The 13,054-nt window shown below is 66.9% G+C and carries 9 protein-coding genes and 1 pseudogene; 4 read left to right on the top strand and 6 right to left on the bottom strand.

Annotation, left to right across the window (positions count from 1 at the left end; translation table 11 throughout):
• Nucleotides 1-2: 2 nt before the first annotated feature.
• The 3 genes from ACLBYA_RS10770 to ACLBYA_RS10760 all read right to left on the bottom strand — a co-directional run bounded on the left by ACLBYA_RS10770 (nt 3) and on the right by ACLBYA_RS10760 (nt 3,785).
• Nucleotides 3-1,118: an ABC transporter substrate-binding protein gene (locus tag ACLBYA_RS10770; RefSeq protein WP_447709381.1), complete on the bottom strand. Its 1,116-nt coding sequence runs from the start codon at nt 1,116-1,118 to the stop codon at nt 3-5.
• 84 nt (nt 1,119-1,202) lie between these two features.
• Complete coding sequence (locus tag ACLBYA_RS10765; protein ID WP_447709380.1) at nt 1,203-2,054, bottom strand: AAA family ATPase; 852 nt, start codon at nt 2,052-2,054, stop codon at nt 1,203-1,205.
• Between the two features lie 51 nt (nt 2,055-2,105).
• Nucleotides 2,106-3,785 carry a VWA domain-containing protein gene (locus tag ACLBYA_RS10760; protein ID WP_447709379.1) on the bottom strand — a complete coding sequence of 560 codons (1,680 nt, stop codon included), beginning with the start codon at nt 3,783-3,785 and terminating at the stop codon, nt 2,106-2,108.
• A 149-nt stretch (nt 3,786-3,934) separates the two neighbouring features.
• Here ACLBYA_RS10760 and ACLBYA_RS10755 point away from each other — a divergent pair, with 149 nt between their 5' ends.
• The 4 genes and pseudogenes from ACLBYA_RS10755 to ACLBYA_RS10740 all read left to right on the top strand — a co-directional run bounded on the left by ACLBYA_RS10755 (nt 3,935) and on the right by ACLBYA_RS10740 (nt 7,527).
• On the top strand, nt 3,935-4,906 hold the full coding sequence (locus ACLBYA_RS10755) for an SDR family NAD(P)-dependent oxidoreductase (RefSeq protein WP_447709378.1): 972 nt from the start codon (nt 3,935-3,937) through the stop codon (nt 4,904-4,906).
• A gap of 2 nt (nt 4,907-4,908) precedes the next feature.
• A pseudogene (locus ACLBYA_RS10750) lies at nt 4,909-5,172 on the top strand (helix-turn-helix domain-containing protein); the annotation flags it as partial.
• Between the two features lie 197 nt (nt 5,173-5,369).
• Nucleotides 5,370-6,632 (top strand): TetR/AcrR family transcriptional regulator, encoded by a 1,263-nt coding sequence (locus ACLBYA_RS10745; protein WP_447709377.1) that lies wholly within the window; start codon nt 5,370-5,372, stop codon nt 6,630-6,632.
• 22 nt (nt 6,633-6,654) lie between these two features.
• The gene (locus tag ACLBYA_RS10740) at nt 6,655-7,527 is read left to right on the top strand and encodes an SCO6745 family protein (RefSeq protein ID WP_447709376.1); all 873 of its coding nucleotides are present in this window, start codon (nt 6,655-6,657) and stop codon (nt 7,525-7,527) included.
• Here ACLBYA_RS10740 and ACLBYA_RS10735 read toward each other — a convergent pair.
• From ACLBYA_RS10735 to ACLBYA_RS10725, 3 genes are read right to left on the bottom strand one after another with little or no spacing between them, the layout of a single operon-like run.
• Nucleotides 7,521-9,521: a DUF7064 domain-containing protein gene (locus ACLBYA_RS10735; protein WP_447709375.1), complete on the bottom strand. Its 2,001-nt coding sequence runs from the start codon at nt 9,519-9,521 to the stop codon at nt 7,521-7,523. The genes ACLBYA_RS10740 and ACLBYA_RS10735 overlap by 7 nt on opposite strands.
• Before the next feature lie 41 nt (nt 9,522-9,562).
• Nucleotides 9,563-11,476 carry a primary-amine oxidase gene (locus tag ACLBYA_RS10730; RefSeq protein ID WP_447709374.1) on the bottom strand — a complete coding sequence of 638 codons (1,914 nt, stop codon included), beginning with the start codon at nt 11,474-11,476 and terminating at the stop codon, nt 9,563-9,565.
• Between the two features lie 53 nt (nt 11,477-11,529).
• The gene (locus ACLBYA_RS10725; RefSeq protein ID WP_447709373.1) at nt 11,530-13,038 is read right to left on the bottom strand and encodes a carboxylesterase/lipase family protein; all 1,509 of its coding nucleotides are present in this window, start codon (nt 13,036-13,038) and stop codon (nt 11,530-11,532) included.
• Between the last annotated feature and the right edge of the window lie 16 nt (nt 13,039-13,054).

Raw genomic sequence — 13,054 nt, 5'->3', positions numbered from 1 at the left:
GGCTATTCCTCTCCGAAGCGTTCCACGAGGTGGGAATTGACACCGTCGGCGTCGAGCTTGCGGGCCACCAGGTAGCCCGATCCCATCCACGCTCGTCGGGTCCATTTGCCCAGCGACACACGGGTTCCGGGCGCCCCGGAGGCGGCCGGCAACATCTTCACCCGTTCCAGGGCCTCCTTGACCCCGCGTGGACTCAGCGGGTGGGCATCGGTGAACGCCCGAACCAGGGTGGCGGCGATATCGCGGTTGACGACCGACACGCAGTATTCGGGTCGGCTGCCGTCATACCTGGCTGCGTAACGGTCCAGGAAGTCCTGGCCGATCGGGTTGCCCTCGTCGTACTGGTCCACCCCGATCCAGCCCATGAACGCCTGCCACATGATCGGATTCACCCACGCGTTCTGGAAGGCGGTCGTGGTGAACCTGGGCGGATCCCAGTCGACGGCCTGCAATGCCGGGTTGATGAAGGCGATGCCGAAGCCGAAGCCCAGATGCACGATCGCCTCTGCCTTGGCATCGTGCAAGGTGGTCACCGCGAGATTGATGTCCTGGGCCGTCTGGGCGATGGCTACCTCGGCGACGATCCGGATACCCTTGCGCGCGCAGGCACTTCGCAGATTTCGCAGATAACTGTCGCCGATCAGGCTCTGCTCCATCAGCACGCCGATCTCGGACAGTCCGCGCTTGGCGATCAGATCGGCGATGAAGATCGGCTCGTCGGTCATCGACCCCTGCGGAAACGCGAAGGTCCACTCCCCCAGCCAGTCGTCGGTACCCGTGACGCTGATCGCCGGCACCTTGAACCGCTCCTCGATCGCCTCCCGGACCGCAACACAGTTGTCGGTGATGTTGGGTCCGAAGATGACCAGGCAGCCCTCGTCGACCAGTTCGCCGTAGGCGTCGATGACGGCCTTGACCGAGCCCTTCGGCAGGCCCTCGACCTCGCGATAGATCATCTGCACCGAGCGATCCATCAGCCCCTGCTCCACCGCCTCGGTGAAAACGAGCTCGAAGGTACGGGTGAACGACGCCAGCAATTCCTCGGGGAATCCGGGCGGCAACGTGAAGTCCATCAGGTATCCGACCTTGATGGGCTCCGCGGTGCTTTCGTAGGACATCAGACCTCCTCGTCGGACCGGCCGATCGGGCACTGCGACAGAACCTAATATTTGTTCGGACCCTAGCGGCGTTGCGGTGCACCGTCAATGACCGGCAGGCGCTCCACCCAGGTAGACGTCGACCATCTCGGTGAGCCCGCGAATCACCGTCGGGTCGTCGCTGAGTGTCCCGGCGATCGCCGCGCGCGCGGCCACCGGAAGGGACAGTCCCTCGGCGGTCAGTCGGCCGGCGGCGATGAGCACCCGAGTGGAGGCGATCTCGCGCAGCCCGCCGGTCTCCAACCGGCGGATCGCCTGACCGAATCGCACCAGCGCCGCGGCGGTGTCACCGTCCACGCCTGCTTCCCGGACGACGATGGTCTCCTCGAGTTCAGGTGCAGGAAAACCGAACTCGATGGCGACCATGCGCTGGCGGGTGGAGTCCTTGAGATCCTTGAGCACACTCTGGTAGCCGGGGTTGTACGACACCACCAGTCCGAATCCCGGAGCCGCGTCCAGGGTCACCCCGAGGCGCTCGATGGGGAGTTGACGGCGGTGGTCGGCCAGCGGATGCAGGACGACGGTGGTGTCCTGGCGTGCCTCGACGACCTCGTCGAGGTAGCAGATCGCCCCTTCTCGCACCGCGCGCGTCAGCGGTCCGTCGACCCACACCGTCTCGTCACCGCGCAGCAGGTAGCGGCCGACCAGATCTGCGGTGGTCAGATCGTCGTGGCAGGCAACGGTGATCAGCGGTCTGCCGAGTTCGTGGGCCATGGCCTCGACGAAGCGCGTCTTGCCGCACCCGGTCGGACCCTTCAGCACCACCGACAGTCCCTGCCGCCACGCGGCCTTGAACACCGCGGTCTCGTCGCCGACCGGTGCGTAGTACGGTGCGGGCGTCTCCTGCGCGCCGTTGCGCCGGGCAGCGTCAGGGACAGTTCGGATCTCGCTGGACATGGGATTCCTTCCTCGACCGCCTCGGTGCGGTGCATAGCGGCACGTCGGTGCTCAGCCGACCCGCCGGCGGACCTCGGCGGCCCGCACCGCGGACCGGAACAGCGGTCCGATCACACCGGCGAGTTGGTCGGGGTGGCCGACCGACGAGTGTGCGGCGGTGCCGAACACCCTGCGCAGTGCCGCGACTTCGGTGCCGGCTCCGACGGTGAGGCAGACACATCCGGTGCCACGCCTGCGGGCTTCCGACAGCGCCCGCCGCGCGTCGGCGGCACCGTAGGCACGCTCGTAACCGTGGTCATAGGCCAAACCGTCGGACACCACGACCAACAGCCGCCGCGAGGTGCCGCCCTGAGCCGCCAGCACGGCCGATCCGTGCCGGATGGCCGCCCCCAGCCGTGAATATGCGCCCGGTTCAAGACTGTTGAGCCGGGCGGCGACCCGGGCGTCCAGGTGGTCGCCGAATCTCTTGACGGGCATCATCGTCACGTTCTGGCGCCCATGGGAGAAGTACCCGTACACACTCACGCGGTCGCCCAGGTCGTGCAGGGCGATCATCATCTGGGACACCGCCTCGCGTTGTTGCTGGTGCACCGTACGACCGGCCGACCCGGGCTCGGCGGTGGAACCGGAGATGTCGAGCAGCAGCAGCACCGACAGGTCCCGGCGCCTACGCAGGCTGTCCAGATAGGTGTTCTCATCGGGTACCGATCCCGCCCTGGCCTCCACGTGTGCCTCGACGGCCGCGTCGATGTCGATATCGTCACCCTGGGACTGGCGGTGTCTGCGGTGTAGGCCCATCCCCAGCCGGGCCAGTGGTCGCCGGACCCCGACCGCGCCCGCGATCTGCCTCTCGGCGGTGGCCTTGACCCGCGGCTCCACCTCGCGCACCGTGCACCAGCCGGGCCTGTAACTCTTGTGCTCGGCATCCCACTCCGGGTAGGTCCACCCCTGACTCGCCGGGTCGCCGCCCTCTTCGGCGGTCACCGCCGCCAGCGATGAGACGGCATTCGCGCCACGTCTGGCCGAGTTCACCCGATGTGTCGGCGAATCCGCTCCGGGCGGCCCGTCACCATGGCTCGTCTTGCGCGCCGGTGACAACATCTTCTTCAGCAGATTGCCGATGAAACCACCACCACCGACGGGGCTGCTGAACAGGTCCGGGTCATCGGTGTCATCGACCTCGCCGTCGTCGAGTTCCTCAAGGGCCGGTGCGGAATCCGGACGGCGCGGGACGTGTGCGACTGTCGCGCGGTCGCCCTGGGGCCCCACCCGACTGCTGGTCGCCAGCACACGCTTGGGCACGATCACCCCGAAGACTGTCGGTAGATCTTCGAGCACATCGCTTCCGGCGGCGATCGACAGCGACATCGTCGGTGAGCTACTGCGAGCGGCGATCCCACGGTCACCGAGGTTGCCCAGCGTCCCGGGCAAGATGGCCTCGTTGGCGACAATTGCGCGGTGAGCTTCAAGGCGCAGGTACCGCGCGGTCACCTTGGCGCGGCGGGTCAGATCCCGCATCACCTCAGGTTCGAGGCTGCCCGCGGCGATCAAAGATGACTGCACGGCAATGGATTCAAGCTGCCGACCGCTGTCGGCGGCGGGGTCGACGAAGATCGTCTGTCCATCGGTCCACGGCGGCTTGCCCGGTTGTCCCGGTGCAACCGCCGTCGGCCGGCCGGCGAACACAGAGGCCAGCATGCCGAGACCTGCGAAACGGTCGGTGTCGGGCATTGAATCACCCCCGAATCTCCGTTGTTGACCAAATATCTGTTCCACCGTAGAGTTCGAGCACGCGAGAAGTCAATGGTCGTGAGGTCGCCGAGAACGGTCGATTTCAGTTACCCCGATGAGGCCGGACGCGAATTGATAAGGAGCACAGCATGATCGACCTCACCGGCCAGGTTGCGATCGTCACAGGTTCCGGCCGCGGACTGGGCAGGCTGTACGCGCTGGACCTCGCGGCCAGGGGCGCGTCGGTCGTGGTCAACGACATCGGCGGGACCATGGGCGGCGACGGTGCAGATACCGCGGTCGCCGACCGGGTCGTCGAGGAGATCACGGGGGCCGGTAGGCGTGCGGTGGCCTCGTACGACTCGGTGGCCGACCCGCAGGGCGGCCAGGCAATCGTTGATACCGCAGTGGGGTCTTTCGGCCGCCTCGACATTGTCGTGAGCAATGCGGGCATCTTCAACAGCATCCCGTTCGAGGACATCTCCGTCGATCAGTGGCGTCAGATGCTGCGGGTCCATCTCGATGGCGCCTTCTACCTGAGTCAACCGGCCTATCGGGTGATGCGACAGCAGAACTACGGTCGGTTCGTATTCATCTCCTCATCTGCGGGCAACTTCGGCCAGCCGATGGAGGCCCACTATGCCGCGGCCAAGACCGGACTCGTCGGGCTGTCCAATGTCATCGCCATCGAGGGCGCTGCACACGGCGTGTTGTCCAACACCGTTCTTCCCACCGGCTTTTCACGTATGGTGACCGAGACCGTCGGTGACGAGTCGTTCCTTGCCGAATCGGGTTTCATGCAGGCCATCCGGCCCGAGTTGGTGGTGCCGTTGGTGACCTTCCTCGCGAGCCGCGCGTGCACCTTCACACATCACAACTACTCGGCGTGCGCGGGCCGCTATGCCCGCGTCTTCGTCGGACTCGGCGACGGCTGGCTGGCCGATGCCGACAGTCGGCCCACCGCCGAAGACATCGAGCGGCATCTGCCGGAGATCTCCGGCATCCAGGGGTTCATCGTGCCGGAATCCATCATCGACGAGGTCCTGCAGGTGTGTGACCGACGAGGGATCAGCGCCATGCCGGGCAACGCCGATGTTTCCTTCCCCGAGCCGGGCAGCTGATAATGACAGCGACCGACGCGACCCGGCGGTCCGAAATCGTCAAGACGGCCAACACCGTCATCGCGACAACCGGACTACGTAGTTCACTGCAGCAGATCGCCGACGCGGCAGGCATTCTGGCCGGCAGCCTGTACCACCATTTCGAATCGAAGGAGGCCATCCTCGTCGAGCTGGCCCGGCTCGATGGCGCCGCGCCGCGGTCGGTGGCCGAACAACTCACCGACCTCGGCTGCGCGATCGCCCGGTGCGCGGTCGAGCATCGCGCCCGCGGCACTGCTTCCGGCGACCATACCAAATATTTGTCCCGACGCTATTCGTCGGCTCTGCTGGTCTCAATCAATCGAATACTTGCCGGGGCAGAGCACAGCCCGATGCGCTGGGGTGATGCAATCCACCGATGGCACGGCGTGTGGTCGTAGACTTGTGGTTCGCACACGGTTCGAGTCGACAGCAAAGGGAGCCGATGATCGAGCAACCATCAGCCCCGCCGGACCGTCGCCGCACCGAGATCCTGCGCACCGCCAACGATGTGATCGCCGAATCCGGTTTGCGCAGTTCGCTACAGCAGATCGCCGATGCCGCGGGCATCCTGGCGGGCAGCCTCTACCACCATTTCGAGTCCAAGGAAGCGATCCTCGTCGAACTGACCCGGCGCTACCACGACGCGCTCGACGTGGTCGGCGAACAGGCGTTGCGCGGGCTGGATTCACCGGACCCGCGTCCGATCGAAGAGCAGATCGTCGACCTCGGCTGTGCCGTCGCGCGATGTGCGGTCGCGCACCGTGCCGCGCTGCAGATGTCGTTCTACGAGGGGCCCAGTGCCGACCCCGAACTGATCGAGCTGACCAAACGTCGCCCGGCCGGAATCCAGTCCGCGATGCTGCAGCTGCTGCGGGCCGGTCGCTGGAGCGGCTACATCCGGCCCGAGCTGGATCTGCCGACCCTGGCCGACCGGCTGTGCCAGAGCATGTTGCACGTCGGACTCGACGTCATCCGGCACAAGGGCACCAGTGATCAGGTCGCCGGCCTGCTGTGCCGGATCCACCTGCACGGGTTGGCCAGCGAAGCGTTGTCGGACACCGAGCTGGACCGCTCCGCCGCCTTTGCCGCGGCCGACGAGGTCATCAAGGGGTGGGCGGAGAACTCCGAGCCGGCGGGCGGTGACAAAGCCGCCCACGTCCGTGCGGTGGCCCGCGCCGAGTTCGGCAGGCGCGGTTACGAGATGACGACCATCCGGGACATCGCCTCGGCTGCGGGGATCGGGACCGGCACGGTGTACCGGATCATCGGCTCCAAGGACGAGCTGCTGATGTCGATCATGATGGCGTTCGGGCACAAGGTCGGTACCGGCTGGAGTGAGGTGCTGCGATCGGATTCCACGCCGCTGGCCAAGCTGGATGCGTTGAGCTGGTTGAACATCAACGCACTCGACCAGTTTCCCGACGAATTCCGGATCCAGTTGGCGTGGATGCGCCAGTCTCCGCCCGATATCGCCGATCCGGGCTGGTCGTTCTCGACCCGGGTGCGGCAGATGAAAACCATGCTGTCCGAAGGTATCCGTTCGGGTGAGATACGGATCGACAGTCCGAACGCCGACATGCTGGCCAGGTCGGTGATCGGGGTGCAGTGGATCCCGGAGAACATCCTGCGCGAGCTCGGAACCGACCGGGCGCTGGTGCACTCGCGTGACACCGTCATCCGCGGGGTGGCCGTCCGGACCGCCTGAGGGCACGTGCTTGACTGGCGGCATGAGTCGACCGACCACCGTCGCGCGCCGGCTGTTCGACCGGCTCGAGCCGATACACGCCGTCACCTACTTCGCCCCGGAAACCCGTGGTGCGCTCGATGCGCTCGGCTACCGCGGATTCTGGAGCGGCTACTTCGCGGCCCGCTCGGCGCCGTTGGGAAACGTCTCCCCCGAGCTGGTCACCTCGGTGTTCTACAACTTCGCGCCGCACCGGGTGGCCAAGGCGCTGCCGCAGGTCTGGGAGATCGCGTCACCGGAAGCGGTGCTTCGGGTCCGCGAGGAGTCCGCGGTCGCGACCCTGCGTCGTTACGGGCTCTCCGACGGGGTCTCGGCCGCCGCCACGCTGCTGGCCCGGGCGGCACGCGACGCACCACTGGACGGGCGGGCGCTGTTCGCCGCGAATCTGGCCCTGCCGTGGCCGCAGGATCCGCTGGCGCAGCTCTGGCACGCCACCACCCTGCTACGCGAGCACCGAGGCGACGGCCATATCGCGGTTCTCAACGTGTTCGGGGTCAGCGGCCGCGAATCCAATGTGCTGCATGCCGCGGCGGACCGGGTGCCGGCCGAGATGATCAAGCGCAGCCGCGACTATGACGACTCGCTGTGGCAACAGCAGGTCGATCGGCTGGCCGACCGTGGCCTGCTCGGCAGTGACGGGACGCTGACCACTGCCGGCGCTGCGCTCAAGGCCGAGATCGAGGAGGCCACCGACCGACTGGCGCTGTGCGCGTTCGATGTCCTGTCCGAGGACGATCTGGCCACCCTGTTCCGGGTGCTGACACCGTTGACCAGGTTGGTGGTCGCCGGCGGCGATGTTCCCGCTGCCACCCCGATGGGACTGGATCGCGGCGACCTGGACAACGACACCTACTGACCGGATGTGCCTGCGCCGTTGCGGTTCCACTCCAACCAGCCGACCCCGGTGCGACCGTCGGCGGTCTTCACCGTCGCCCAGGCCCGCGGGAACCGGCTCAGTCGACCGTCCGGTGCGGTCAGCAGCACCGGGGCGTGGCCGGCAACCGTGGCCACCACCTCGACATCACCCGGGATCAACAAGAGCGCGGTCGTGATGGGCAGATCATCGGCACCGAACTCCTCGGTGGCGGTGACACCACTGAGCTCGAGCAGACGTTCGCCCGCGCGCTGCAGGTATCCCACACCCAGTGGCCCCATCCCGGGGATCCGCAGGTCCACCCCATGTAGGTGGGTGCCGTCGTCGAGGTGCAGGGCGCTCCACACCCACTCCATGCTCCACCAGTCGCGAACGCCCCAGGAATGGTCGCGTTGGCCCGGGACGACCGCCAGGTCGTAGTGCCGGCCGTCCGCGGACGCCGAACCTGTTACCGTGCAGGCGATCTCATACCGCGGGGTGAGTCGATACAGATATGGCGTGCTGACGGTGGCGAATTCCAGGTCCAGCGCGATGTCCACCGGCCTGCCTGCGGCGGCGTCCGACCGCAGTAACATCGCCGGATCGTCATGGGCGTGCCCGCGGCCCCGCAATGTCACGCGATAGCTCTGCAACGGTGTGGTCGCCACGAGATCCAGCGTCACATCCTCGGTGCGCACGGCGGCCGGATCGGCGGGCAGGGCCACCGCCAGGTCGTTGATCACGATGGTCGGCAATCCGGGCCCGCACAGCAGCGCCTGGACCCACGCGGTCTGCTGATTGGGCACCAGCCCCAGCCGCACCCAACCGCCGATACCCTGTGCGGCGTCGACGAAGTCGAAGTACCAGCTCTCGTTCCACAGCGGCTCGTCGGTGGCCGGATGCGGTCCCTCGTCGGCGGGATCCGGGGTCAACGGTTCCGGGGTGGACGCGTCCGGTAACACCGCGAGGGCGTCGGTGTCGAGCACATGTGCACAATGCCGGGCCAGCATCGTCATGAACATCTCGTCACCGCGTGCGGTGCGCTGCACCAGCATCGAGGAGACGATGGCCATCATGACCCCGAAGAAGCTCGCGTGCCGGACCCCTTCGCGGACATCGGCCAGGGTCAGTGGTGAATCCGGGCCGAGTGCCTCGTGATAGCTACCCAGCAGCGCGTCATAGTGGCCCCGCCGCAGGTCATCGGGCAAGGCGCAACCGAGGAAGTAGGCGACATCGGTCAGGGCCGGTCCTCGGGTGACGGTCTGCCAGTCCACCACCGTCAGTGGCCGCTGCGCCCCGGCCTCGCCGAAGAGCATGTTGTCCAACCGGTAGTCCCCGTGCACCAGGCCCTGTACCGCGCGGGCCTCACCGGCCAGATGGTCGTCGAACACCGCCACCAATCGCTCACACACCTGGCGGTGCTCGGCGGTGATGCGGTCGCCGAACCGTTCGACGAACCCGGCCCACAGCCCGGCCAGCAGGGCTTGGCTCACCGGGGCCTCGCGGTTGAGCCAATCGGCCTGGGCCGGCCCGTCATCACCCAGCAACGAACCGTGTACCCGGCCCAGCTGTGCCAGCGCCAGCATGGCCTGTTCGGCTGTGGCGCCGCGGATCTCGTCACCCACGGTTGCCGGTGCGGCATCATCGAGCAACAGATCGAACGCTCCGGTCTCGGCATCGTAGGCATGGTGATGGCAGGGTGCGAACGGACCGGACAAGGTGGGTGCGATCTCGGCGTAGAACCGCACCTCACGCTCGTAGAGTCCCAGCGCCAGACCGGTCTGCCGGCTGTTCGGGTCGGCGGCGGCGACCTTGAGCACCACCGAGTCCGGTCCACTCTCGCCCGTCCTGTAGCGCAGCGTCACCCGGTAGCACTCGCTCATCTGACCGGTGCCGATCCGCTGGACCTCGTGGCCGATGACCGTCGCGCCGCCGAGTGCCGCGGTCAGCCATTCGTCGGTGAGATCTCCTGGCCGTTCGATCAGTGTCAGTTGCACAGACGCAACCTAGCAGTGGTGCGCGTCACACATGACAGGTGTCAACTGTTATGGCATTCGGCGGGTGTCGCGGCCACATCCAGCGCGGGGTTGCGGTCGAAGAAGCCGAACGGTTTCAGCCAGAACGACACCACGTCGACAGGCATCACCGGCCAGTCCTCGGGCCGGGTGATGTGGTGGATGCCGAACACGTACCAGAGCACAACATCGGTGTTCTCGATGGACCGGTTGGCCTGGGTCCACACGCCCAGGCCGGTATCGGAAACCGACTGGTTGACGAATTCCCCTGCGGGCCAGCGTTCATCGGGACTATTGGGCGTCACCCACAGGGTGTGCCCGATGACGTTGGCGCGCTGCAGCACCGGGGACGCCGGATCGAACATGGCCGGGATCGCCCCGGTGGGCACCAGCTTGTACGCCGGGTGGGTGCCCAGGCCGTTGCGCACATTGGTGTTGACGATCTTCCAGCCGCGCTGGGTGGCGAAGTCGACGTCCTGTTTACCGTCCTGCTCGGTGCGCAACGCCACATTGCGGGTGACCAGGGACAGGCCGTGCGGATTGTCCGGTCCGATCGGCTCGGCGTAGGACTCGGACATGAATACCGTGTTGTCGGGCCCGTCGACGTCGAGGTCCAGTCGTGCCACCAGGAAGTGCTGGTGATAGGGCGCGTAGGTGCGTTCGTCGACCAGGGTGCCGTTCGGGTTGGGTGCCCCGGCCGCCAGTGGGGTGGTGACCATGATGCCGGTGGCCCGGACCTCACATTCGATGTTGCCGTCCTGGTAGAGCCGCCAGTAGACCAGGTACTCGTAGTTGGCCACGGTGACGTGGAAGGAGATGGTCAGCCTGCGCATCCGGCGTACCTCGGCGCCGGTGTGATGGTCAACGTGCTTCCACAGCACCGCGCCATCCTCCTCGTGGATGCAGATGGCGTTCGTGATGGTGTACGGCGCACCCGTGCTGTCGTGCAGAACCGCGTCCAGATAACGGATCTCGCCGAGGCAGTCACAGCCCAGGGTCAGCGAGGTGGTCATGAAACCCAGGCCCCACTCGCCGATGTCGAAGGCGGTGCGCCGGTAGTGGTCGGCGGACGGATCCCGGTAGGGCACCACCATTTCGGCGAACGACAGCCGGTGCGCCACCGGGCGGTCGCGGTCCCCGTCGCGGTAGCGCACGGTGTGCAGCACCATGCCCTCGCGATAGTTGAATCCGACCCGCAGCGACCAGTTCTGCCAGCGCAACAGGTTGCCGTCCAGGATGAACGACGGGCCCTCGGGTTGGCTGATGTGCAGCGGGGCGAGATCGTCACGCCGCATACCGGCCCGGATGTGTTCGGGGAGGTGGCGCGGGGCGTATTCGCCCATGACGGCCGGGATATCGATGTGTGCACCGTCCTCGACGCGCAGCACCTCCATGGTGTTGACGTCGAGGACGCAGTGCAACCCGCTGATCAGGTGTGCGTACGGGTTCATCCCGGGCCCGTCCTTGAGCCAGGTGTCCGACCAGCCGAGTCGGCGCCCGGCGAACTCGGGCGGTGCGACGGCGTCCCCGTAGGTCCAGGTGTCGAAGAACACCAGGTCGATATCGTCGATACCGCGGCGCGCCAGGGCGGCGAGCAACTCGGGATGGGTGCGCAGCAGCTGATCACATTCGTTGAACTCGTCGACGGTGAAGTTCGGCTGCACCCCGGGGATGTGCTCGAAGGATTCCACCCGGTCCTCGGTCAGCGATACCAGAGCCTTGTGGGTGCTGTTGGCCGCCCGATTCAAGCACACCGCCAGCGCACGGCGCGGTGGTGTCGGGCCACCCTCCTCGAAGCTGCGCAGCTCCGCTTTTGTGGGCTCGGCGAGTTCGATCGACGCGAAGCGCCAACCGTCGCCGACGCCGTGCTCACGACCCAGGATCGCAGCGACAGCGGTGAATTCGTCGAGACCCAGTGGATCCAGCGGGTGTGTCATCCGAATACGCAACCACACCCGACCTCGCCGCGCAGGCCGTTCGGCACAAGCCGTTACCGGGCCGACAGGGTGAACCCGGCCCAGGCACGTCGGCGCTCGGCATGCGGGTCGTATTCGAGGTGGGTCTGCCGGTCGAACACCAGCACCGCCCGCATGCTGTCGTCGTAGCGGGGCCAGCCCTCACCGGGCGACCCGGTACGGCTGAATTCACCCCACCGGTACTGCACCTCACGGCTGACCCGGCGGGCGGACCCACCGTCGGCCGCTACGGTGAGCAGGCCGCCGACCCGGGTGCGGTAGATACCGAACACCGCCAACAGTTCGGTGGCGTGCGTGGCGCCCATCCCCGACCAGTTCAGGATGCGCGGCGCGTAGTCGTACCGGTAGACGAAGGTCGGCGCGTGCTCGCTGTGCGCATTGGCGATATCCCAAGCCGCCGAACCGAAAGCGAAGTCGCCACCGAGCCGGATACACGCCCGGCGAGCCGGATAGTCCGGATACGCGGCCAGGATCCGGGCACGGGTGTCACCGTCGGCGCCGGCCAGCAGCATCTCGATGCTCTGCTCGGTCATCGGCAACAGCTGCATGAATCGGGTGAACAGCCGGCCCTCGTCGGCATTGGTGCCGACGATCAGCGGCAATGGGTGTGCGGCTCCGGATATCATGGCGGCCACCGGATCCTGCGGCAGCAGTTCGGTACCGCAGGTCGGTCCGGCGGGAAACGCACCCGGCATGTCCCGCCCGCCACGCGCGATCAGTTTGTCCAGCGCGGTGACCAGTTCCGCGGGCCGGGCCGCCATGACCGCGGCGGCACCCTCGCCCGCCGATGCGCCGAGCAGGCCGGCGAACTGTTCGGCGAACACCGCCGCAGCCTCCGGTGTGCGCACCATGCCGCTGGCCGGGCTCTGTGAAACAGCCTGGGCAAAAAGGCCTTTCGCCGCGGGAACCGCCATCAGGGTGGCTACTGCGTGTGCGCCGGCACTTTCGCCGAAGATCGTCACATTGTCCGGATCGCCGCCGAACACCGCGATGTTGTCCTGCACCCAGCGCAGTGCGAGCAGCAGATCGGCGAGGAACAGGTTGCCGTCGATGCGATGTTCGGCCGTGGACAGCGCGGACAGGTCGAAACAGCCCAGCGCCCCGAGTCGGTAGTTCACCGAGACGAATACACAACCCCGCTTGGCGAGCGAGACACCGTCGTAGATCGGGGTCGCCGAACTGCCCATGATGTAGCCGCCGCCGTGGATGAAGAACATCACCGGCAAGGACTCGGAATCCGGGTTCTCCGGGGTGACGACATTGACCGTCAGGCAATCCTCACTCATCGGCTGGTATCGACCGACCCCGAGCAGGGTGTACATCTTCTGTTGCGGGGCGCAATAGGTGAACCCATGGCAGTACCGCACGCCGGGCCAGGGTTGCGCCGGCACAGGGTCCCGATAGCGCAAGGTGCCCACCGGCGGTTTCGCATACGGGATGGAGCGCCAGCGATGCACACCGTCCCTGGTGAAGCCCTCGACGGTGCCCGTGCTGATTCGGGCCCGCACCGTGTGTTCGTGCATGCCGCCGACGTTAGCG

The sequence above is a fragment of the Mycobacterium sp. C31M genome, assembly GCF_053345865.1.
The sequence above is the reverse complement of the archived record's forward strand: the minus strand, read 5'-3'. Positions and strand labels throughout refer to the sequence as shown.

What these genes read in the sequence shown, in the direction of transcription:
- ACLBYA_RS10770 (WP_447709381.1), bottom strand. Translation starts at nt 1,118, where the DNA reads ATGTCCTACGAAAGCACCGCGGAGCCCATCAAGGTCGGATACCTGATG.
- ACLBYA_RS10765 (WP_447709380.1), bottom strand. Translation starts at nt 2,054, where the DNA reads ATGTCCAGCGAGATCCGAACTGTCCCTGACGCTGCCCGGCGCAACGGC.
- ACLBYA_RS10760 (WP_447709379.1), bottom strand. Translation starts at nt 3,785, where the DNA reads ATGCCCGACACCGACCGTTTCGCAGGTCTCGGCATGCTGGCCTCTGTG.
- ACLBYA_RS10755 (WP_447709378.1), top strand. Translation starts at nt 3,935, where the DNA reads ATGATCGACCTCACCGGCCAGGTTGCGATCGTCACAGGTTCCGGCCGC.
- ACLBYA_RS10745 (WP_447709377.1), top strand. Translation starts at nt 5,370, where the DNA reads ATGATCGAGCAACCATCAGCCCCGCCGGACCGTCGCCGCACCGAGATC.
- ACLBYA_RS10740 (WP_447709376.1), top strand. Translation starts at nt 6,655, where the DNA reads ATGAGTCGACCGACCACCGTCGCGCGCCGGCTGTTCGACCGGCTCGAG.
- ACLBYA_RS10730 (WP_447709374.1), bottom strand. Translation starts at nt 11,476, where the DNA reads ATGACACACCCGCTGGATCCACTGGGTCTCGACGAATTCACCGCTGTC.
- ACLBYA_RS10725 (WP_447709373.1), bottom strand. Translation starts at nt 13,038, where the DNA reads ATGCACGAACACACGGTGCGGGCCCGAATCAGCACGGGCACCGTCGAG.